We start from the raw sequence: 19813 nt of genomic DNA on the forward strand, positions 1-19813 counted from the left end.
TGAGAAGGCCACTTTGTCGGACTCGGACGACGCGCTGCTGATCAGGCTGGACCGGGAGGCCCGCACGCCGCTGGCCGTGCAGCTGGCCGACGCCCTGCGCGCGGCGGCGGCCGCGGGCCAGCTGCGGGCCGGCGACCGGCTGCCGTCCACCCGAACACTGGCCAGCCACCTCAAGGTCAGCCGGACCGTCACCTCGGCGGCGTACGACCAGCTGTTGGCCGAAGGCTGGATCGCCGGCCGGCACGGCTCCGGCACCTACGTCACGACCACGCCGCCCGGCACCTCGCCGGAGCCGGTCGACCGGGCTCGCGCCGCCGGGCCCGAGCCGGAGGTCGTCTCCCTGGAGCTGGGCCGGCCGTGGGTCGGTGGGCTGGACCGGGCCGCGTGGCGTCGGGCGTGGCGGTCGGCCGCGGACGCCGACCCGCTGGTGAGCCACCATCCGCCGGGGCTGCCCGAGTACCGCGAGGCGGTGGCCGAACACCTGTTGCGGCATCGGGGTCTGACGATCCGAGGAGGGCTCGCGACCGAGGCGGTGCTGGCCACCAGCGGCACCAGCGCGGCCGTCGCCGAGATGGCGATCAGCGTGTTCCGGCCCGGAGACACCGTCGCCGTCGAGGAACCCGGCTACCTGCGGGCGGTCGAGGCGTTCAAAGCCGGCGGCATCAACGTGCTGCCCGCGGCCCTGGACCGCGACGGCATCCTCGTCGAGCAGATCCCGTCCGGCATCAAGGCCGTCTACTGCTCGCCGGCCCACCAGTACCCGTTGGGCAGCCGGCTGCCGGCGGCCCGCCGCGTCGCCCTGGTGGAACGGGCCCGCCGCGAGGGCTGGCTGATCATCGAGGACGACTACGATGGCGAGCTCCGCTACGACGTGGCCCCGCTGCCGCTGCTGGCCGCGCTGGCCCCGGACGTGGTGGTGCACCTGGGCACCACCAGCAAGATCCTCACCCCGACACTCGGCGCCGGCTGGTTGGTCGCGCCGCCGCAGGTGGCCGGCGCGGTGCTGGCCTATCGCGAGCTGACCGGCATCGGTCCCGCGCCGTCGGGGCAGCGGGTGCTGGTCGAGTTGGCCCGCAACGGAGACCTCGGCCGACACCTGCGCCGGCTGCGGCGGGAGCTGTCCGAGCGTCGGGTGCTCGTGGTGGAAAGCCTTCGCGCGGCGGGGATTCCGGTGCTCGGCGATGACGCCGGCTCGCACGTGGTGGTGCTGTTGCCGTCGGTGGAGCGGGAACGGGAGGTGGTCCGGAGGGCCGCTCGGATCGGGGTCCGGGTCGACGGGCTGGAGCGTCGCCACGCCGGACCGCCTCGCTGGCACGGCGTGGCCATCGGCTACACCGCTTGCTCTCGGGACCAGCTGATCAGCGTCTTGCCACCGCTCATCGACCTGCTGGCCACGTAGCCGACGAGGAACAGCGCGCTCAGCGCCGGCAGCGGGAAACCCAGCGTGTAGCCGATCACCAGATCGGCCAACGGGATCAGCGTCGTCGCCGCGAACACCCACGCCGGCGCGGTCGGCCCCTTCTTGTACAGCGGCGTGCGTCCCCATGGCTTGGCCACGGAAAGCCAGGCCTGGAAGGCGATCGCGCTCGCCATCAGCGCCGCCCCGACCGCCATCGCCGGCGACGCCTCACCAGCACGCAGGGTCGGCGACAGCACGAAGATCCCGATGTACAGCTGGGCGGTGGAGATCAGGAACTTGGCCAGCACCCACCAGTGCCGGAAGAAGCCCCACGCGGTCGCGGCGGCCAGCATGAAGCCCGTGAACGTGGACACGTTGGCCATCTGCGCCAACAGGGTCATGTCGATCCGGCCGGCCATGGCCATCGCCGCCGGCGCCTGACCGGGCTCGGCCAGCCCGAAGGTGATGAGGCTGAACAGGGCCAGCGCCTGGGCCATCCAGCCCACCCCCGACACAACGTGCAGCCATAGCGCCAGTTGTCGCCATCTCTTTGCCGTCATGCCACCAACACTGCGGCGCGGCCGGGTGGCGAACATCCGTGAGCGCCCCTAGGTGGGGCGGGGACGCGGTACGGGCTCAGCCCGGGTTGGGCGCGACCGGCTGCGCCGGCAGGGCCTTCTTGACCGCCGCCGACACCTCCTGCACCGGCCCGGTGCCGGCGTCCTTGGACTCGGTCAGCGCGACGTACACCGAGCGGTCCACGACGTAGTGCGTCAACGTCCCGGCATCGCCGACCACGTCCAGCCACTGGACGTCGTTCACGGTGCCGAGCTGGGCGGTCTGGGTCAGCTCGGGCGGCCGGCCCATGCCGCAGCGCAGCACGATCGGCTCGTGCTGGGAGTCGCCCCAGGCCACCGTGGCCGGCGGCGCGGGCTTGGCCAACTCGCGCCGCGGCACCTGCTGCCCGGCGTCGGTGATCTGCGACGGCAACGCCTTGACCAGGTCGTCGCACGCCTTGGAGCCCGCGTCCGGCGCGTCGATGCTGACCAGCGCCAGTGGGCCGGTCTTGTCGTCGCCGGGGGCCGGCGGCGGCGCCGCGGCCGACCCGCCGATCACGCCGAACGCCGCCACGACGACGGCGAGCAGCGCCGGCAGGCCGATCGCGGCGGCCAGCACGGGCTTGGACGGGGTGACGCTCACCCCGCTACTCCATCACAGGTGCACGACCGGACACGTCAGGGTCCGGGTGATGCCCTCCACGTTCTGGATCCGGGCCACCACCAGCTGTCCCAGCTGGTCGACGGTGTCGGCGTCGGCGCGCACGATCACGTCGTAGGGGCCGGTGACGTCCTCCGCCGTGGTGACGCCGGGTATGCCGGAGATCTCAGCTGCCACCGCAGCCGCCTTTCCGACCTCGGTTTGGATCAGGATGTACGCGTGGACCACGGCGCGCCCCTTCGTCTCGATCAGCCGGCACGGGGTAGGAACGTGGCCAGAACGTACCTCAGTCGGGGTTCCGACTGCTCATGATCGGAGGCAATCTTGCGCCCGGAGCCGCCCCCAGACGCGGACACGGTCGCCGGAGTGGGTGAGTTCGGTCTCATCAGGAGGGTCACGCGCGGCCGCGCCCAGCCCTCCTCGACCCTGCTCGGCCCCGGCGACGACGCCGCGGTGGTGGCCGCCCCCGACGGTCGGGTGGTGGCCAGCACGGACGTGCTCGTCGAGGGTGTTCACTTCCGACTCGACTGGTCGACTCCCGAGCAGGTCGGACGCAAGGCGGCGGCGGTGAACCTGGCCGATGTGGCGGCCATGGGCGCGACCCCGACGGCGCTGCTGGTCGGCATGGCCTGCCCGGCCGACACGCCCGCCGCGTTGGTCGACGGCATCACCAACGGGCTGTGGGACGAGGCCCGGCGGGCCGGCGCCGGGGTGGTCGGTGGCGACATGGTCGGCTGCCCGACCCTGGTGATCTCCATTACAGCCCTCGGCGACATGCGTGGACTGGCCCCCGTGACCCGGTCCGGCGCGGCCCCCGGCGACGTGCTGGCGGTGTGTGGAAGGCTCGGTTGGGCGGCCGCCGGGCTGGCGGTGCTCGGCCGCGGCTTCCGGTCGCCGGTGGCCATCGTCGGCGCGCAGCAGGCCCCGGAGCCGCCGTACGCGGCCGGGCCGCAGGCGGCCGAGGCGGGCGCGTCGGCGATGCTGGACATTTCCGACGGACTGCTCAGTGATGTCGGACACATCGCCGAGGCCTCGGGCGTGGCGATCGACATCCGCACCGATCTGCTCCCGGTGCACCAGCGGCTGATCGACGTCGGCTCGGCGCTCGGCGCCAACCCGCGCCACTGGGTGCTCACCGGCGGCGAGGACCACGCCCTGGCCGCCACCTTCCCCGAGCCGGCCGACGTGCCCGACGGCTGGGCCACCATCGGCACCGTGCGCCGCGGCGCCGGGGTGACCGTGGACGGCCGGCCGTACGAGGGCACCTCGGGATGGGAGCACTGGCGTTGACCTCTGGCCGCAAAGAACCCCTGGCAGCAAAGGAAACCGCCCGTGGCGATCTACGCATTGGGTGACAAGACCCCCACCATTCACCCGGATGCCTACGTCCATCCCGACGCCACCGTCATCGGCGCGGTGACCATCGGCGCCGACTCCTCGGTGTGGCCGGGGGCCGTGCTGCGCGGCGACTACGGCACGATCACCGTCGGCGAGCGCACCAGCGTCCAGGACGGCACGGTGCTGCACTGCACCCAGGTCCACCCGACGATCATCGGCTCGGACTGCGTGCTCGGGCACAACGCGCACGTGGAGGGCGCGACCGTCGGGGACGGCTGCCTGATCGCCTCGGGTTCGGTGGTGCTCAACGGTTCCGTCATCGGCGGCGGCGCGGTGGTCGGGGCCGGCGCGGTGGTCTCGTTCGGCGGCGTGGTGCCCGCGCGGTCGATGGCGCTGGGCGTGCCGGCCCGCGTCCGGGAGGGGCACGAGGTGCCCGAGGACATGACCAAGGGAATTGTCGAACTCTATGTCGGCAACGCGCGGGCGTATCGCCACGGTCTTCGCCGCCTCGACTAGTACCCTTCCGGGGGACACTGGAAAGGGGCGTTGTGGCCGCCGCCGAGGACGACGCGTTACCAGATGAGCTGGTGTTGCCGGCGCGATTTGACGCGCCGCCGCCGATTACCCACTCCCGGGTGCCCATGTGGTTACGCGTTGTCGGGTCCGTGGTGATCACCGTGGCGGCCGGCTGGCTGCCGTTGTGGCTGGTGCTGGTCGGTTCGGCGGCCGCGCTCGGCGCGGCCGGCCTGTCCCTGATCCGCGGCGACAGCGCCCGCGAGCCCCGCCGCAACGAGCTGATCTCCCTGGTGGCGCACCGCGAGCCGCAGCGCCGGGTGTACGCCCAGATGCGCTGGTACAGCCCGGGCGGCCCGGCGATGCCGGAGATCTCCGTCGGTCCCGAGCAGGGCGGTCCGGTGAACCAGCTGTTCGGCGTGCCCGAGGGCATCGACCTCGGTGGCCTGCGGGTGGACGGCGAGCCCGCGCCGGCGATGCTGCTCGGCGACGTCGACCACGGGCAGCACTGCGTGCTCGTGCTCGACGGCAACGAGCAGGTGCTGCCGTTGTCACTGCCGTATCAGCCGAAGGGCCGCAAGTTCTTGCGCCCGCGACAGTTCGGCCACGTGTTCCAGGCTCCCGGCCCGACGGCTCCGGTGCTGGCCCCGCTGCGACTGCGGGGCAAGACCTCGACGGCGGTCAAGTGGCTGCAGGACGGTCCTGATTGGACGGACGTGCGGCTGCTGCCGGTGCGCGGCGACTGGACCCGTGTCGTGTTGGCCGATCCCGACGACGGCGCCCTGCTGGCCCACGCCCGGCTGCCATGGTCCGCGCGCCGGCTGGCCACCCGGCCGCTGGCCTCGCTGGTGGCGGTCCGGCAGAAGTGGCGTATGGATCCGGCAGCGCCCGGTGACGTCGAAATACTTCTTTACGGCGCAGATTGGCCGGCCGTTGTGCTCACCCGAGTGAGTGGTCGGCTCCGCTGACACTCTGAGTAGACATGAGAGTCACTCGGTCGGACGATGGTAACGCCGATCGGGCGCGTTTTACCGTGGGTATCGGATTGGCGACGTCGCCGACCAGGTGATCCCCGGAACCCGATGAGTCCAATCGGTGTTCCACCTCACTCATACGTTTTACCAAGATTTTACTGTAGCCCATTGAGCGGCTTCGCCTGCTGGTAGCGACGGGTTGATCGTTACTGCATAAGAGTGGCGACTAGCTACTGTGAGTGACGCTCATGTGCGAGTTTTGCCCGATTGGACGCTGGTAGTCCCGATCTTGGGTCACTACCGTCGTGATGGACGGTCAAGGTAATGTTCTCTTGACCTTCGCGGTTCGAATGCATCTCACTGTGGGGCAATGAGACGTCTTCGCTCATTCAAAGGGGTTTACGCATGACCTACGGCAGCGCTCTGCGCCGCGACATTCAGGGCGACAGCATCACGCCGCTCATCGGCGTGTTCGACATGTTCTCCGCGTCGTTGGCCGCACAGCACTATGGCGGCATGTTCATCTCCGGATTCGGTTTCGCGGCGTCCTACTACGGACTCCCGGACATCGGGTTCATCGCGTGGCCCGACATGGTCAACTTCGTGCAGCGGCTGCGGCTGGCCTTTCCCCAGCAGCACCTGCTCGTGGACATCGACGACGGCTACGTCGACCCCGAGGTCGCCTGCCACGTGGTGGAGAACCTGGAGCGCATCGGCGCCTCCGGCGTGATCCTGGAGGACCAGAAGCGGCCGCGCCGCTGCGGCCACGTCGACGGCAAGCAGATCCTCCCGTTGGAGGAGTATCTGGAGAAGCTCAACCTGGTCCTGGAGACCCGCCGCGACCTGGTGGTCGTCGCCCGCACCGACGCCACGGAGGAGTCGGAGATCCTGCGCCGGGCCGAGGCGCTGGCCCAGACCGACGCCGACGTGCTGCTGGTCGACGGCGTGCGCAGCGTCGACTGGATCACCAAGGTGCGCGACGTGATCGGCGACAAGCCGCTGCTGTTCAACCAGATCGCCGGCGGCAAGTCGCCGCGGCTGTCGCTGAGCGAGCTGGAGGACCTCGGCGTCAACGTGGCGATCTACTCCACGCCGTGCCTGTTCGCCGCGCACACCGCCATCGACAACGCGCTGCTGGAGTTGCGGGCCAACGACGGCCGGCTGCCCGAGGTGAAGGACGGCGACGTCGGCGTGGCCGCCTCCATCGAGCTCATGGAGCGCAACATCTCCCGGCACCACGCCAAGCAGGACCGCGTCAGTGTCCCGGTTGCGGGTTGATCCCTACATCGTCGCACTGCTGGTGACGGTGGCCGTCGCCTCGCTGCTCCCGGCGAGCGGGGCGGTGGCCACCGGCTTCGGCCACGCGACGACGATCGCCATCGGCCTGCTGTTTTTCCTTTACGGGGCAAGGCTTTCCACCCGTGAGGCGATCGACGGCCTCAAGCACTGGCGGCTGCACGGCCTGGTCTTCCTGGCCACGTTCGTCCTGTTTCCGTTGCTGGGCCTGCTGTGTCGGCTGCTGGTGCCGTGGGCGCTGACCCCGGAGCTGTGGACCGGGCTGATGTTCCTGTGCTGCCTGCCCTCCACCGTGCAGTCCTCGATCGCGTTCACCTCGATCGCCCGCGGCAACGTCGCCGCCGCGATCTGCAGCGCCTCGTTCTCCAACCTGATCGGCATCGTGCTCACGCCGCTGCTGGTCACGCTGTTCCTGTTCACCGGTGCCGGCGGCGTCTCCTTCGGCGCCATCCGCGACATCATGGTGCAGCTGCTGGCGCCCTTCATCGCCGGTCAGCTGCTGCGGCGGTGGATCGGCGGCTTCATCACCAAGCACAAGAAGGTGCTCGGCTACGTGGACCGGGGATCCATCCTGTTGGTCGTCTACGCCGCCTTCAGCGAGGGCGTCGTCGCCGGCATCTGGGGACGGCTCTCGTGGGTGTCGCTGGCGGTCCTGTTGGTCGTCAACGCCGTGCTGCTGGCTGTTGTCATGGTCGTGACCACCTTCGCCGCCCGGCGGCTGAAGTTCTGCACCGAGGACGAGATCGCCATCGTCTTCTGCGGTTCCAAGAAGTCCCTGGCCAGCGGTCTGCCCATGGGAACGGTGCTGTTCCCCGCGGCCACCGTCGGCTTGGCCGTCCTGCCGCTGATGCTCTTCCATCAGTTGCAGCTCATGGTGTGCGCTTGGCTCGCGCGACGGTACGGCGCCCGCAAGGAGGCCGTCGCGCTCGCCAGCGCCTGAAGTCGGGTGGGCGGTCCTCGGGGTCCTGTCCTGGCCACGGTCCGCCCACCCGGCCCACTCCCTTTTCCCCACATGCGCTTCCTATGTGGCGTCTGATGCCACATAGGAAGCGCATGTGGCGTCACTGCTGCCGGAAGTGTCGGTGGCGGCCGATACAGTTCGGGCCATGGTTACCCGTCCGTTGACCGAAGTTGTCGAAACCGGCTGGGCGGAGGCGCTGGCCCCCGTCGCCGAGCGCATCGCCACGATGGGCGATTTCCTACGGTCCGAGGTGGCTGCCGGCCGCACCTACCTGCCGGCCGGCGAGAACGTGCTGCGGGCCTTCAAGCAGCCCTTCGCCGACGTGCGGGTGCTCATCGTCGGCCAGGACCCGTACCCCACCCCCGGCCACGCCGTCGGCCTCAGCTTCTCCGTCGCGCCCGAGGTGCGGCCCGTTCCCCGCAGCCTGGCCAACATCTACACCGAGATGGAGTCCGACCTGGGCCTGCCGCGGCCGTCCAACGGCGATCTGTCGCCGTGGGCCGAGCAGGGTGTGCTGCTGCTCAACCGGTCCCTCACCGTCGCCCCCGGCCGGCCCAACTCGCACAAGGGCAAGGGCTGGGAGGAAGTCACCGAGCAGGCCATCCGCGCCCTGCACGCCCGCCGGACCCCGCTGGTCGCCATCCTCTGGGGCAGCAACGCCCGCAGCCTCGCCCCGCTCCTTTCGGGCGTGCCGTGCATCGAGTCCGCCCACCCCAGCCCCATGTCGGCGGACCGCGGCTTCTTCGGCTCCCGCCCGTTCAGCCGCGCCAACGACCTGCTCGCCCGCCAGGGCGCGCAACCCATCGACTGGAAGCTGCCGTGACCGAGGAGGAGTTACCGGAGCTGGAGGAGGAATTACCGGAGGCGGAGGAGGCGTCACCGGAGTCGGGGGAGACGAAGAACCAGGTCGACGGCGACAACTCCGGCACGGTGTACCAGATTCGGGACGTGCACGGGAATATCGTCCACGTCGAAAACCTCAACGTCGTCACCCCGCCGGCCCCGACACCGCCGCCCGTGCCGACACCGCAACCCGAGTTGGCACCGCGGCCCGAGCCGCCGCAGAGTCCGATCCGGCAACTCCTCCCGTTCGTGCCGCACCTGATCGTCGCCGTCCTGTTCGGCAGCCTCGCCTCGATCTTGGTCGTGTACCACCAGTCCTTGCTGTTTCGGGTGCTCGCGGTACTCGCCGCGCTGGCCCCGTTCGTCTTGCTCGCGGTCCTGTCCCGCCGCAAGCAGCTGATCGAGCGCTGCACCCCAAAGGTCCTCCGCGACGCCCAGTCGCCGGCTTTGGCCGCCCTCGCCGTCCTGACCCTGCTCCTGACCGCCGCCGTGCTGGCCTGGCCGCCGTCACTCTGGGACGGCTATCCCCAGCGCGACGGCATCGTGCTCGCCCTGCTGTTCACCGACATCGCGGCGCTGAGCATCTTGCGGGTGGTGCGCCGATCCCACAAGAAGTAGTGCTTTCCGGCGTACCCTGCACTGGCATGACCAGTGGAAGACCGGGGCCGTCTGGCGAAGACGCCCGGCGGCTGAACTACGGCACCGACAACCAGGTGACCGGCGAAGTGCACGGCGCGCTGTTCCAGACGGGAGACGTCGCCGGAGGCATCCACAACCACTTTCACTACCACGGCACGGCCCCGACACCGCCGGCCCGGTCGCAGCCTTTCATCCCGCCGCCGGCCATGCCAGCAGCCGTCTCGCATGCCGTGCCCGTCCGCGCCCGGCGGAAGTGGCCGCGCGCGGTCGGCGAGTGGCTGCTCAGTTTCGCGCCGATCTTCTTGTTGGCCGTGGTTCCCGGCGGCATCGCCATGAGCGTCGTCGGAGACGGCTCGGTCGGGGCGCGCCTGGCCAGCCTAGTGATCGGCTTGGCGATCGTGGGTTTGACTGGGCTGATGTGGTGGTTGGTCACGCGCCGCCACAGTGATCTGTCGCTGGGCATGTTCATGCTGGCGTCTTTGGACCGGCTCGCGTTCAAACGTCTCGACTCATCGGGCGCGCCGGCACTCATCTGCGTCATCGTCATCTTCGGCGGGGCGGGGATCACCGGCCTTGGTCAGCAGCCGCAGCCCAGCACCGATGGCGGCCCATCAGGAGTGCCGTTCGCGCTCGTCTTCTGTGCACTGGTGGTGCTGGTCGCGGTGCGGAGGTTGAAGCGCGGTTAGTGCGGGCCGCGAACCTCCAGGGACGACAACAGTTCCGCGGTCGCGGCGGCGACGGCTTCGACGGCCTGGTTGAAGGCGGCGGCGTTGTGGGCGGCGGGCTGGCGGAAGCCGGAGAGTTTGCGGACGTACTGGAGGGCGGCGGCGCGGACGTCGGCGTCGGTGACGTGGTCGGTGAACGGCGGGCGCAGGGTCTTGATGCTTCGGCACATGGCGTCCATTGTGCGACCTCGCCCAAAGACATCAGTGCGGCCGCTATCGCGTTTCGTGAACACAGTCAGAGCGGTTAGCGTGTTTCCGAATGGCCGGGCGGCGGCGATGCTGGGGGCATGCGTCGAATCGACCCCTACATCGTGGCCATCCTGGGCACCGTCGCCCTCGCGTCCCTGCTGCCGGCGCGGGGACTGTGGGTACCGGTGTTCGGCAACGCGACGACGGTGGCGATCGGCCTGCTGTTCTTCCTGTACGGCATCCGCCTGTCGCCACGCGAGGCGTTGGCCGGCATCAAGCACTGGCGGCTGCACGGCATCGTGTTCGCCGCGACGTTTGTGTTGTTCCCGCTGCTCGGGCTGGCGCTGAGGGTGCTGGTGCCGGGCGTGATCTCGCCGGACCTCTACATCGGCCTGCTCTACGTCTGCTGCCTGCCGTCGACGGTGCAGTCGTCGATCGCGTTCACGTCGATCGCCCGCGGCAACGTGTCGGCGGCGATCTGCAGTGCCTCGTTCTCCAACCTGGTGGGCATCGTGCTCACGCCGCTGCTGGTCGGCGCGCTGCTCACCACCAACGGCGGCGGCTTCTCGGCCGGCGCGGTCGGCGACATCATGGTGCAGCTGCTGCTGCCGTTCGTGCTGGGGCAGCTGTCCCGGCGCTGGCTGGCCGGCTTTGTCGCCCGGCACAAGGCAGTACTGGGGCTGGTCGACCGCGGTTCGGTGCTGCTGGTCGTCTACACCGCGTTCAGTGAGGGCGTGGTGGCCGGTATCTGGGGCCAGCTCTCGGTGACGAGCCTGCTGGTGCTGGTCGGTGTGAACCTGGTGCTGCTGGCGCTGGTGCTGGCGGTCACCTGGTTCGGGCCGAAGGCGCTCGGCTTCTCCCGCGAGGACCGGATCACGATCATGTTCTGCGGCTCGAAGAAGTCCCTGGCCAGCGGCCTGCCGATGGCCAGCGTGCTGTTCGCCGGGCAGAGCGTCGGCCTGATCGTGCTGCCGCTGATGCTGTTCCACCAGATCCAGCTCATGGTCTGCGCCTGGCTGGCCCAACGCTTCGCCCGGACCACCGCGCTCGGTCCGGAACCCGCGTTGGTGGCCTGATCAGGACGCGACAAAGGGCCGAGGGACCGACATCCCTCGGCCCTTTGCCGTGCAGGCGCCGCGCATCGACAGACACAGCGAAAGGCCGCGCGGGACAAGGTCCCACGCGGCCTTTCGGCCCGCCCTTAGTCGAACACAGAAGACAGGCCGGGGAGGATGAAGTCTTCCCCGGCCTGCCGCCCTTAGTCGAACACAGAAGACAGACCGGGGAGGACGAAGTCCTCCCCGGCCTGTCTGACTCTCGGTCTCAGCCGCGGACGACCTTGCCCGCCTTCAGGCAGGAGGTGCACACGTTGACCCGGGCACGCTGGCCGGGCGCGACCTTGGCGCGCACCGACTGGATGTTCGGGTTCCACCGACGGTTGGTCCGGCGGTGCGAGTGCGAGACCGACATGCCGAAGCCCGGCCCCTTGCCGCAGACGTCGCAGACGGCAGCCATGTCAGACACTCCTTCAAGTAATTACGAGTCCTCAGGTGGCATCCGACCGATCGTTGCCACCGGTACGGACGCGCTGATCCGGGCCAATCACGGACCAGAGCAACCTGGACAGGGTAACCGGTGATCCGGCGCCGCTCCAAACCGGCCCCGCTACCCTCGCCGCGGAGGGCTGGGAGAGGAGGGGCCGGACGTGCTTCAGGCGCTGGATGCCGACGCGGTCCGCCGGTGGGCGGCGGCCGTCGTGCGCGCCCTGGACGCGGACCGCGAGGCGATCGACCGGATCAACGTGTTCCCGGTCGCCGACGGGGACACCGGCACGAACCTGCTGCACACCATGCGGTCGGCGCTGGACGCCCTGGTCCGCGACCCGGCCGACGCCGTTGGCACGGCGGTGTCGGCCCTGGCCAAGGGGGCGGTGGCGGGGGCCCGCGGCAACTCGGGCGTGATCCTCTCGCAGGTGCTGCGCGGGCTGGCCGAGAGCTGGGAGGGCGCTCGCACGGTCAGCGGGGCCGCGCTGCGGTCGGCGCTGCGCCGGGCCGACGAACTGGCCACCGCCGCCGTGTCGAAGCCGGCCGTCGGCACCGTGTTGTCCGTGCTCACGGCCGCTGCCGACGCCGCCGAGGACTGTGGCTCCGACCTGCTGGACGAGGTGGCGACCGCGGCGGTGAAGGCCGCCGCGCAAGCGCTTGCGGACACCCCGCGCCAACTGGCCGTGCTGGCCGAACGCGGCGTGGTGGACGCCGGCGGCCGGGGCCTGCTGGTGCTGCTCGACTCGTTGGCGATGGTGGTCGCGGAGCGCGTCGAACGCGACGTCGAACACGACCTGCCCCTGATGAGTGCGGCCAAGGCCGCCTTGGTCCACGAGAGCAGCGGGTTCGAGTACGAGGTGATGTACCTGCTCGACGGTCTGGCCGACGAGCCGGTGCTGCGGGACCGGCTGGCCGAGCTCGGCGACAGCGTGGTGGTGGCCGGCGACGGGCACGGGCTGTGGTCGGTCCACGTGCACTGCGACGACATCGGCGCGGCGATCGAGGCCGGCATCGAGAACGGCCGTCCGCACCGGATCACCGTCACCCGCTTCGCCGACCAGAAGGCCCGCTTCGAGCGGGATCGGGCCGTGGTCGCCATCGTGGCTGGTGACGGGGCCGCCGAGCTGTTCCGGGCCGAGGGGGCGACCGTGCTCGAACGGCGGCCCGGGCGTGAGCCGGCCGTCACCGATCTGCTCGACGTGCTGGCCGAGACCGGCGCGGCCCAGGTTGTGGTGCTGCCCAACGACAGCACGCTGGCCGGCCTGGTCGCCGAGGCGGCCGAGCGGGCCGAGGGCGACGGCCGTGACGTCGTGGTCGTGCCGACCGTGTCGCCGGTGCAGGGCCTGGCCGCGCTGGCCGTGCACGATCCGAGCCGGCGGTCCGGCGACGACGTCGTCGCGATGGCCGAGGCCGCCGCCGCGACCCGGCGGGGCGAGCTGGTCATCGCCCGGCGCGAGGCCATCACCTGGGTCGGCCGCTGCCAGCCGGGGGACGCGCTCGGCCTGATCGACGGCGAGGTGGTGCTCATCGAGCCCGCGCCGGCCGATCTGGTCGCCGCCGCCTGCCGGCTGGTCGACCGGATGCTGGACGCCGGCGGCGAGTTGGTCACCGTCTTCGCCGGGGCGGACGCGCCGGCCGGCCTGGACGAGGAGCTGGGCCGGCACCTGCGGCTGAGCCATCCCGAGGCGGAAGTGACCGGATATCCCGGCGGCCAGGCCGAGACGGTGGCGCTCATCGGCGTCGAATAGTCCTGTGTGGACGGTTCTCTTCGGATTGTCCACAGTGGACTCAATGGGTCATTGTGTGATCACTGTGCGCGACCGTCGGGGGTGTGCGGGCACGTATTGTCGCCGCCGCCTCACCACCCGTGGCCTCGCTTTGGTGTCTGGCAGCTGACGCCTCGGTTGCGGTCGGAGTGCGTTGATTGACACATCAGTCAGCTGTCGGGTCAACTGTGCGGTACCTGCATATCCGCACGTCACCAGCGAGGAGGTGGCCAGGTGCGCGAACCCTACCTTCAGGTCACCTGGACCGACCCCGTGACCGGCTGCCACGGCTATCTCGTGATCGACCGGCTGGTGCGCGGCGTGAGCAGTGGCGGGCTGCGGATGCGGGCGGGCTGCACCCTGGACGAGGTGCGCGGGCTGGCCGCCGGCACGTCCGTGCGGGAGGCGCTGAACTACGACCCGTCCGGTCGCTACATCCCGTTGGGCGGCGCGAAAGGCGGCATCGACTGGGATCCCTACGACCCGCGGGCGACCGACGTGCTGCGGCGGTACCTGACCGCGATGCGGCCCTACGTCGAGCGGTTCTGGACCATGGGCGAGGATCTCGGGCTGCGACAGTCCACGATCGACAAGGTGCTCGCCGAACTCGGCTTCTCCTCGTCGATCCAGGCGGTCTACCCGCTGCTGGACGACGAGCGGGCCGCGCGGGCCCGGCTGCGCAAGGCTTCCCAGGTCCAGGTCGGTGGCATCAAGCTCGACGAGCTCGTCGGCGGCTGCGGTGTCGCCGAGGCCGCCCTGGCCGCCCTTGACCGGCTCGCCCTGCCCGCCGCCGGTGTGCGGGCGTTTGTCCAGGGCTTCGGCGCCATCGGCGGCGCCAGCGCCCGGTTCCTCGCCGAGGCCGGGGTGCGGGTCGTCGGCATCGCCGACGTGAAGGGCATCGTGGCCAACCAGGACGGTCTCGACGTCGAACGCCTGCTGCGCGGTCGGGACTCCCACGGCACCTTCGACCGCGACGACCTCGCCCCCGGTGACCACCTCTTATCCGGTGACCACTGGCTCGACGTCGACGCCGAGGTCCTCGTGCCCGCCGCCTTCTCGTACGCCGTCGACGAGCGCAACGTCGACCAGGTGCGGGCCAGGGTGGTCGTCGAGGCCGCCAACATGCCGGTGCTGCCCGAGGCCGAGCGCCGGCTCGTGCAGCGGGGAGCCATCGTCATCCCCGACGTCGTCGCCAACTCGGCCAGCAGCACCTGGTGGTGGTGGACCCTGTTCGGTGACGTCCAGCCCGACTCCGACAGCGCCTTCACCAAGATCCGCGCCGCCATGCGCCGCCTGGTCGCCGCCGTCCTGGGCGAGGCCGACAGCGCCGCCATCACCCCCCGCGCCGCCGCCGCCCGCATCGCCGACCTGGCCGTCCGTGACATCGACGCCAAGTTCGGCTCAGCGGCGTGAGCGCTCACCGGCCAGCACGGTGTCGACGAAGGCCAGGCAGGTGGTGCGCATCCGGCCGGCGGTGAGGCTGTGGGAGCCGGCCAGGACCTGCACGGCGAGGCCGTCGATCATGCCGACGAGCATGTTGGCCAGCTCCAGCGGATCGCCGTCGGCGAGCTGGCCGCGGGTCTGGCCGTCGCGGATGATGTCGGCGACGATGCGCCGCCAGTCGCCGTAGAGGCGCTCGTTGAGCTCACGCAGGCGGGGGGAGCGGGCGCTTTCGGCCCAGAGCTCGACCCAGACCCGCCAGGCCTCGATGGTTTCGGGCGTGCCGGGCACGTAGGAGTCGACGATCTGGCGCAGGCGGGTCAGGGCGTCGGCCCGGGAGTCGAGCAGCCAGCGGCGGCGTTCCAGGGAACGCTCGAAGCAGTCCTCGAAGGCGGCCCGGGCCAGGTCCTGCTTGGTGTCGAAGTAGTAGTGCACGGTCCCGCCGGACACCCCGGCCAACCGAGCGACGTCGGAGATCCGCATGTTGCGCAGACCGGCCTCGGCGATGACCTGACAGGTGGCGCGGAGGATCTGCGCCCGTCGCTCGGCCTCGACGCTGGGGCGCGGCATCTGGCTACTCCTCGGGTTCGACGGGCGGCCAGATTAGCGTTGTCAGGGGTACGGGGTTGAATAGCACCCGATGACTGCCATCGACGACTCCCTGGAACCGCTGCTGGGCCGCAAGACCGCGGACGCCCTGGCGGAAGGGCTGGGCCTGAGCACGGTCGGCGACCTGCTGCGGCACTACCCGCGCCGCTACGACGAGCGCGGCCGCCTGACCTCGATCGCGAGCCTGGAGCTGGACGAGCACGTCACGGTGCTGGCGGATGTGGCCAAGGTGGTCAAGAAGCCGATGCGCACCCGCCGCGGCACGATGACCGAGGTGACCGTCACCGACGGCACGCGGCCGCTGAGCCTGGTGTTCTTCAGCCAGAAGATCCGGGACCTGAACAAGCTGGTGCCGGGCAAGCGCGGCCTGTTCGCCGGCAAGGTCAGCAAGTTCAACAAGACCATGCAGCTGGCCCACCCCGAGTTCCAGCTGCTCGACGACCAGGACGACGAGCAGGCGGCGGCGTCCTTCGCCCGCAGGCTGATCCCGGTCTACCCGGCGGTGCACGGCCTGCCGACGTGGAGCATCGCCCGCTGCGTGGAACAGGTCATCGCCGTGTGGGACGGCGTGGTCGACCCGCTGCCGGGCGAGCTGATCAAGCGGCACAACCTGCTCGACCTGATGTCGGCGCTCAAGCTGATCCACCTGCCGGACAGCCAGGAGATGATCGACGAGGCGAGGCGCCGGCTGAAGTGGGACGAGGCGCTGTCGATCCAGCTGGCCCTGGCCCAGCGCCGCAAGTCGGCGGCGGCCCGGCCGGCCCGGCCGAGCCCGCGGCGGCACGAGGGCCTGCTGGACGAGTTCGACCGGCGGCTGCCGTTCCAGCTGACCAACGGCCAGCGCGAGATCGGCGAGGTGATCGCCGACGAGCTCGGCGGCACGCACCCGATGAACCGGCTGCTGCAGGGCGAGGTCGGCTCGGGCAAGACGCTGGTGGCGCTGCGCGGCATGCTCCAGGTGGTGGACGCCGGCAAGCAGGCGGCGATGCTGGCCCCGACCGAAGTGCTGGCGGCCCAGCACGCCCGCTCGCTGCGGGACATGCTCGGGGACCTGGCGACGGCCGGCGAACTGGGCGCGCCGGACCAGGCGACCCGGGTGGTGCTGCTGACCGGCTCGATGAACACCGCCCAACGCCGGCAGGCGATGCTGGACATCGCGTCCGGCGCGGCCGGCATCGTGGTCGGCACGCACGCCCTGATCCAGGACAAGGTGTCGTTCGCGGAGCTGGGTTTTGTCGTCGTCGACGAGCAGCACCGGTTCGGCGTGGAGCAGCGGGACGCGCTGCGCGGCAAGTCGGGGGAGGGCGTCAGCCCGCACGTGCTGGTCATGACCGCGACGCCGATCCCGCGCACGGTCGCCATGACGGTCTACGGCGATCTTGAGGTGTCGGCGCTGCGTGAGCTGCCGCAGGGCCGGTCGCCGATCACCAGCTCGGTGGTGCCGGTCGCGGAGAAGCCGGCGTGGCTGGGCCGGGCCTGGGAGCGGATCCGCGAGGAGGTCGCCGCCGGCCACCAGGCCTACGTGGTGTGCCCGCGTATCGGCGACGACGAGGACGCCGAGCCCAAGGGCGGCTCCGACCAACGGCCGCCGCTGGCCGTCATGGACGTGCTGCCCAAGCTGGCCGGCGGCGCGCTCAAGGGCCTGCGGGTGGAGATGCTGCACGGCAAGATGCCGCCCGAGGACAAGGACGCCGTGATGCGCGCCTTCGCCGCCGGCGACGTGCAGGTGCTGGTGGCCACCACGGTGATCGAGGTCGGCGTGAACGTGCCGAACGCCACCGTCATGGTGATCATGGACGCGGACCGCTTCGGCGTCAGCCAGCTGCACCAGCTGCGCGGCCGGGTCGGCCGGGGCAGCGCCGCCGGCCTGTGCCTGCTGGTCTCCGAGGTGCCCGTCGGCACCGCCACCATGCAGCGGCTGCAGGCTGTCGCCGACACCCTCGACGGCTTCGAGCTGGCCCAGATGGACCTGGAGCTGCGCCGCGAGGGCGACATCCTGGGCGCCGCCCAGTCCGGCGTGAAGTCCGGCCTGAAGATGCTGTCCCTGCTCGACGACCTCGACGTCATCGAGGAGGCCCGGCAGGAGGCCCAGTCCGTCGTCGGCGACGACCCCGACCTGGCCGAGCACCCCGGCCTCGCGCAGATGGTGCGCGAGGTGGTGGACGCCGGCCGGGCCGAATACCTGGAGAAGAGCTGACCCACACCCGGCTCGGTGTGGGCCAGCCCGGAGGTCAGTGCTTGCTCAGCTGGTACAGCGTGGACGCGCCGGGGCGCAGGGACACCGAGAGCCCGCCGGCGTCGCGCTGGGCCGATAGCTTGCGGGTCCTGGCGTCGAACTGGTTGACCCGGGCCACCGAGGAGGAGCGCAGGCGCACGGTGGCCTTGGCGGCGGCGGTGTGGGAGCGGTTGACGACCAGCAGCCAGCGGTCGCCGGCCTTGTCCACGAAGCGGCTGAGGACCACGGCGCTGCCGGAGGTCTCGGTGACGTAGTTGTCGGGGCCGAAGCGGACGGCGCGGGCCGGGGCCGCGGACTCGTTGGCGTGGGTGACGGATTCCGAGGTCATGGCCCGCAGCTTGTTGCCGAGCCCGGCCAGCGTGCCGGTGTTGATGTCCTGCACGTCGTAGTAGTGCTGGGTCCTGCGGCCGAGCGGGTCGATCATCGCCGGCTGGAAGTTGCCGCCCCGCTCGGGAGTCGGGGTCCAGTAGGTGAAGTACTGCACGCCCCTGGCCCCGTAGGCGAGGCTGGTGTTGACCTGCCAGGCGATGTCGTTGTAGCTGGGCGAGCGGTGCCCGTCGAAGCCGCAGGTCTGGATGTAGCCCCACACCGGCAGCCCGATCTGGGCGGCGGCGGTGCGCATGTCGGCCCAGTTGTTGACGTAGTCGGGATCGTTGGAGCCGTCGGCCAGCATGGGATACCGGTCGAACGACAGCATCTGGGCGCCGACCCTGCCGGCGTACTGGACGACGTTGGCCTGGTAGCCGGCGCCGGTGCCGGGCGGCAGGTTGCTGTAGCGCAGGTAGTACGGATTGGCGGCGCGCAGCGCGGTGACGGTGGCGTTGAGCCGGTCGTACGACCAGGGTTCGGTGTCCTCCAACAGGGAGAAGCCGGCGAAGGACGGGTGCGAGGCGTAGGTGCCGAAGGCGCGGTTGGCCATCACGACGGCGTCGCTGGTGCTGATGGACATCGGCACCGACCGGTCGTCGGTGATGGTGAACCAGTAGGCCATGTTGGCGATGTCGTGGTCGTCGCGCACGATGACGTGCAGGCCGCCGATGGCATCGGCCAAGCCGAGCGCGCGGGTGACGATGTAGCCGTCGTCCAGGTAGTTGCCGGTGATGAAGAAGTTGATGCCGGCGTCCTTCATCTCCTGCAACCGGGCCTGGGTGGTCTGGCTCGGCGGCGGCGGCCACAGCGCGCCGACCGGGAACTGGTCCTGGGACACGATCGGGGTGAGGGTGACCGATCGGCCCGGGGGAATGGCTGGACCGATGGGCAGCGGCGGCGGCTTGGCGAACGCGACGCCGGTTCCGGCGGCGACCACCGGCAGGGCGGCGGCCAGCGCTCCAGCGGTGCGTAGCGCGCCGCGCCGGGTGATGCCGGGGAAGTCCGATGAAGTGGCCATGCAGTGCTCCCTTCAGCGGCCGAAAAACCGATGTTAGGGGCTAGATGACCTTGAAACGTGACGTTCGCCTCACCATGTCGGGGAAAAGACCCAAACGAGTGGTTTGGTTCACGACTTTGACGGGTAGGGGCCAGAATTCGGATCCGAACGTAGTGCGCCTTCGCCTGTGCTGGCAACGGGTTCAGGGCCGCAGGCCGGCGGCGACCAGGTCCACCAGCAGTCGGTGGCTCTCGTCGATTTCCTCGGCCAGCCGGAAGCCGCCGGAGATCTGCAGCGACGCGAAGCCGTGCATGGCGGCCCGCACGCACCGAGTGGCGTGGATGACGGCGGAGCCCTCGAGCCCGTAGCCGCGCAGCACGGCGAAGACCACCTCGATCACTCGGTTGCTGGCCGCCGCCAGCTCCGGCTCGGGGCGCGTGTGCTGTGGCAGCGCGGTGTACCGGTTGGGGTGCGTGACGGCGTAGTCCCGATAGGTGTCCATCAACGCCCGCAGCGCGTCGTCGGTGCTGCGGCCCAGCACCGCCTCGGCCAGCGCGTCCCCCAGTTCGGTGAGCACCCGCAGCTGCACCAGCCCGCGCAGCGCGTCCAGGCTGGACACGTGCTTGTACAGCGACGGGGTGGCGACGCCGGTCCGGCTGGCCACGGCGGCCAGGCTGAGCGCGTCGGGGCCGTCGGCGTCGATCACGGCGACGGCGGCGTCGACGACCGCGTCGGGGGACAGGCCGACCCTGGGCAT

21 protein-coding genes are annotated in these 19813 nt (G+C 70.7%); 13 read left to right on the forward strand and 8 right to left on the reverse strand.

All coding sequences use genetic code 11. The annotated features are described in order from the left end of the window. The first annotated feature begins 13 nt into the window (after nt 1-13). Entirely contained in the window at nt 14-1399 is a 1386-nt protein-coding gene (pdxR, locus tag JJ691_RS45995) for a MocR-like pyridoxine biosynthesis transcription factor PdxR (protein ID WP_211765678.1), read from the forward strand. Here the strand turns inward: pdxR and JJ691_RS46000 are convergent. The 3 genes from JJ691_RS46000 to JJ691_RS46010 form a co-directional block, all read right to left on the reverse strand. Continuing rightward, entirely contained in the window at nt 1330-1959 is a 630-nt protein-coding gene (locus JJ691_RS46000) for a hypothetical protein (protein ID WP_211765679.1), read from the reverse strand. The two genes, pdxR and JJ691_RS46000, sit on opposite strands and share 70 nt — an antisense overlap. A 76-nt stretch (nt 1960-2035) precedes the next feature. Further along, a complete protein-coding gene (locus JJ691_RS46005) occupies nt 2036-2599 on the reverse strand; it encodes a DUF3515 domain-containing protein (protein WP_211765680.1) in 564 nt (187 codons plus the stop codon). 12 nt (nt 2600-2611) lie between these two features. After that, the gene (locus tag JJ691_RS46010; RefSeq protein ID WP_184865781.1) at nt 2612-2845 is read right to left on the reverse strand and encodes an Lrp/AsnC family transcriptional regulator; all 234 of its coding nucleotides are present in this window, start codon (nt 2843-2845) and stop codon (nt 2612-2614) included. A 96-nt stretch (nt 2846-2941) separates the two neighbouring features. On the opposite strand from JJ691_RS46010, the gene JJ691_RS46015 reads away from it, so the two are divergent. From JJ691_RS46015 to JJ691_RS46050, 8 genes are all read left to right on the forward strand, one after another. Continuing rightward, nucleotides 2942-3907 (forward strand): thiamine-phosphate kinase, encoded by a 966-nt coding sequence (locus JJ691_RS46015; RefSeq protein WP_211765681.1) that lies wholly within the window; start codon nt 2942-2944, stop codon nt 3905-3907. A gap of 42 nt (nt 3908-3949) precedes the next feature. Further along, nucleotides 3950-4471: a gamma carbonic anhydrase family protein gene (locus JJ691_RS46020; RefSeq protein ID WP_211765682.1), complete on the forward strand. Its 522-nt coding sequence runs from the start codon at nt 3950-3952 to the stop codon at nt 4469-4471. Between the two features lie 119 nt (nt 4472-4590). Then, a complete protein-coding gene (locus tag JJ691_RS46025) occupies nt 4591-5436 on the forward strand; it encodes a hypothetical protein (protein WP_211765683.1) in 846 nt (281 codons plus the stop codon). Nucleotides 5437-5847: 411 nt separating this feature from the next. Then, nucleotides 5848-6720 carry an isocitrate lyase/PEP mutase family protein gene (locus JJ691_RS46030; protein WP_211765684.1) on the forward strand — a complete coding sequence of 291 codons (873 nt, stop codon included), beginning with the start codon at nt 5848-5850 and terminating at the stop codon, nt 6718-6720. Beyond that, complete coding sequence (locus tag JJ691_RS46035) at nt 6701-7678, forward strand: bile acid:sodium symporter family protein (protein WP_211765685.1); 978 nt, start codon at nt 6701-6703, stop codon at nt 7676-7678. The genes JJ691_RS46030 and JJ691_RS46035 overlap by 20 nt, the downstream gene beginning before the upstream one ends. 166 nt (nt 7679-7844) lie before the next feature. After that, a complete protein-coding gene (locus JJ691_RS46040; protein ID WP_211765686.1) occupies nt 7845-8522 on the forward strand; it encodes a uracil-DNA glycosylase in 678 nt (225 codons plus the stop codon). Continuing rightward, the gene (locus JJ691_RS46045) at nt 8519-9160 is read left to right on the forward strand and encodes a hypothetical protein (protein WP_211765687.1); all 642 of its coding nucleotides are present in this window, start codon (nt 8519-8521) and stop codon (nt 9158-9160) included. The genes JJ691_RS46040 and JJ691_RS46045 overlap by 4 nt, the downstream gene beginning before the upstream one ends. Before the next feature lie 26 nt (nt 9161-9186). After that, a complete protein-coding gene (locus tag JJ691_RS46050; RefSeq protein WP_211765688.1) occupies nt 9187-9867 on the forward strand; it encodes a hypothetical protein in 681 nt (226 codons plus the stop codon). Here the strand turns inward: JJ691_RS46050 and JJ691_RS46055 are convergent. After that, nucleotides 9864-10076, reverse strand: a complete 213-nt coding sequence (locus JJ691_RS46055) for a DUF2277 domain-containing protein (protein WP_211765689.1) — start codon at nt 10074-10076, stop codon at nt 9864-9866. The genes JJ691_RS46050 and JJ691_RS46055 overlap by 4 nt on opposite strands. A 117-nt stretch (nt 10077-10193) precedes the next feature. On the opposite strand from JJ691_RS46055, the gene JJ691_RS46060 reads away from it, so the two are divergent. Further along, nucleotides 10194-11171: a bile acid:sodium symporter family protein gene (locus tag JJ691_RS46060; protein ID WP_211765690.1), complete on the forward strand. Its 978-nt coding sequence runs from the start codon at nt 10194-10196 to the stop codon at nt 11169-11171. Between the two features lie 247 nt (nt 11172-11418). Here the strand turns inward: JJ691_RS46060 and rpmB are convergent, their stop codons facing one another. Continuing rightward, nucleotides 11419-11610, reverse strand: a complete 192-nt coding sequence (gene rpmB / locus JJ691_RS46065) for a 50S ribosomal protein L28 (protein WP_043722728.1) — start codon at nt 11608-11610, stop codon at nt 11419-11421. A 190-nt stretch (nt 11611-11800) separates the two neighbouring features. On the opposite strand from rpmB, the gene JJ691_RS46070 reads away from it, so the two are divergent. Together JJ691_RS46070 and JJ691_RS46075 are read left to right on the forward strand one after the other, a co-directional pair. After that, nucleotides 11801-13387 carry a DAK2 domain-containing protein gene (locus JJ691_RS46070; RefSeq protein WP_211765691.1) on the forward strand — a complete coding sequence of 529 codons (1587 nt, stop codon included), beginning with the start codon at nt 11801-11803 and terminating at the stop codon, nt 13385-13387. Between the two features lie 252 nt (nt 13388-13639). Beyond that, nucleotides 13640-14818, forward strand: coding sequence for a Glu/Leu/Phe/Val dehydrogenase dimerization domain-containing protein (locus JJ691_RS46075; RefSeq protein ID WP_211765692.1), 1179 nt, complete (start codon nt 13640-13642; stop codon nt 14816-14818). Here the strand turns inward: JJ691_RS46075 and JJ691_RS46080 are convergent. Further along, nucleotides 14807-15415 (reverse strand): TetR/AcrR family transcriptional regulator, encoded by a 609-nt coding sequence (locus JJ691_RS46080; RefSeq protein WP_211765693.1) that lies wholly within the window; start codon nt 15413-15415, stop codon nt 14807-14809. The two genes, JJ691_RS46075 and JJ691_RS46080, sit on opposite strands and share 12 nt — an antisense overlap. A 70-nt stretch (nt 15416-15485) precedes the next feature. Here JJ691_RS46080 and recG point away from each other — a divergent pair, with 70 nt between their 5' ends. After that, nucleotides 15486-17651, forward strand: a complete 2166-nt coding sequence (gene recG / locus JJ691_RS46085) for an ATP-dependent DNA helicase RecG (RefSeq protein WP_211765694.1) — start codon at nt 15486-15488, stop codon at nt 17649-17651. A 34-nt stretch (nt 17652-17685) separates the two neighbouring features. On the opposite strand, the gene JJ691_RS46090 is transcribed toward recG, so the two are convergent. Both JJ691_RS46090 and JJ691_RS46095 read right to left on the reverse strand, forming a co-directional pair. Further along, nucleotides 17686-19077, reverse strand: a complete 1392-nt coding sequence (locus JJ691_RS46090; RefSeq protein WP_211765695.1) for a hypothetical protein — start codon at nt 19075-19077, stop codon at nt 17686-17688. Between the two features lie 181 nt (nt 19078-19258). Then, nucleotides 19259-19813 (reverse strand): TetR-like C-terminal domain-containing protein, encoded by a 555-nt coding sequence (locus tag JJ691_RS46095; RefSeq protein WP_211765696.1) that lies wholly within the window; start codon nt 19811-19813, stop codon nt 19259-19261.

It is taken from the genome of Kutzneria sp. CA-103260 (assembly GCF_018263855.1).
Classification (GTDB): Bacteria; Actinomycetota; Actinomycetes; order Mycobacteriales; family Pseudonocardiaceae; genus Kutzneria.

What these genes read in the sequence shown, in the direction of transcription:
- recG (WP_211765694.1), top strand. Translation starts at nt 15,486, where the DNA reads ATGACTGCCATCGACGACTCCCTGGAACCGCTGCTGGGCCGCAAGACC.
- JJ691_RS46030 (WP_211765684.1), top strand. Translation starts at nt 5,848, where the DNA reads ATGACCTACGGCAGCGCTCTGCGCCGCGACATTCAGGGCGACAGCATC.
- JJ691_RS46000 (WP_211765679.1), bottom strand. Translation starts at nt 1,959, where the DNA reads ATGACGGCAAAGAGATGGCGACAACTGGCGCTATGGCTGCACGTTGTG.
- JJ691_RS46060 (WP_211765690.1), top strand. Translation starts at nt 10,194, where the DNA reads ATGCGTCGAATCGACCCCTACATCGTGGCCATCCTGGGCACCGTCGCC.
- JJ691_RS46095 (WP_211765696.1), bottom strand. Translation starts at nt 19,813, where the DNA reads ATGCCCAGGGTCGGCCTGTCCCCCGACGCGGTCGTCGACGCCGCCGTC.
- JJ691_RS46055 (WP_211765689.1), bottom strand. Translation starts at nt 10,076, where the DNA reads ATGTGCCGAAGCATCAAGACCCTGCGCCCGCCGTTCACCGACCACGTC.
- rpmB (WP_043722728.1), bottom strand. Translation starts at nt 11,610, where the DNA reads ATGGCTGCCGTCTGCGACGTCTGCGGCAAGGGGCCGGGCTTCGGCATG.
- JJ691_RS46050 (WP_211765688.1), top strand. Translation starts at nt 9,187, where the DNA reads ATGACCAGTGGAAGACCGGGGCCGTCTGGCGAAGACGCCCGGCGGCTG.
- JJ691_RS46090 (WP_211765695.1), bottom strand. Translation starts at nt 19,077, where the DNA reads ATGGCCACTTCATCGGACTTCCCCGGCATCACCCGGCGCGGCGCGCTA.
- JJ691_RS46080 (WP_211765693.1), bottom strand. Translation starts at nt 15,415, where the DNA reads ATGCCGCGCCCCAGCGTCGAGGCCGAGCGACGGGCGCAGATCCTCCGC.
- JJ691_RS46040 (WP_211765686.1), top strand. Translation starts at nt 7,845, where the DNA reads ATGGTTACCCGTCCGTTGACCGAAGTTGTCGAAACCGGCTGGGCGGAG.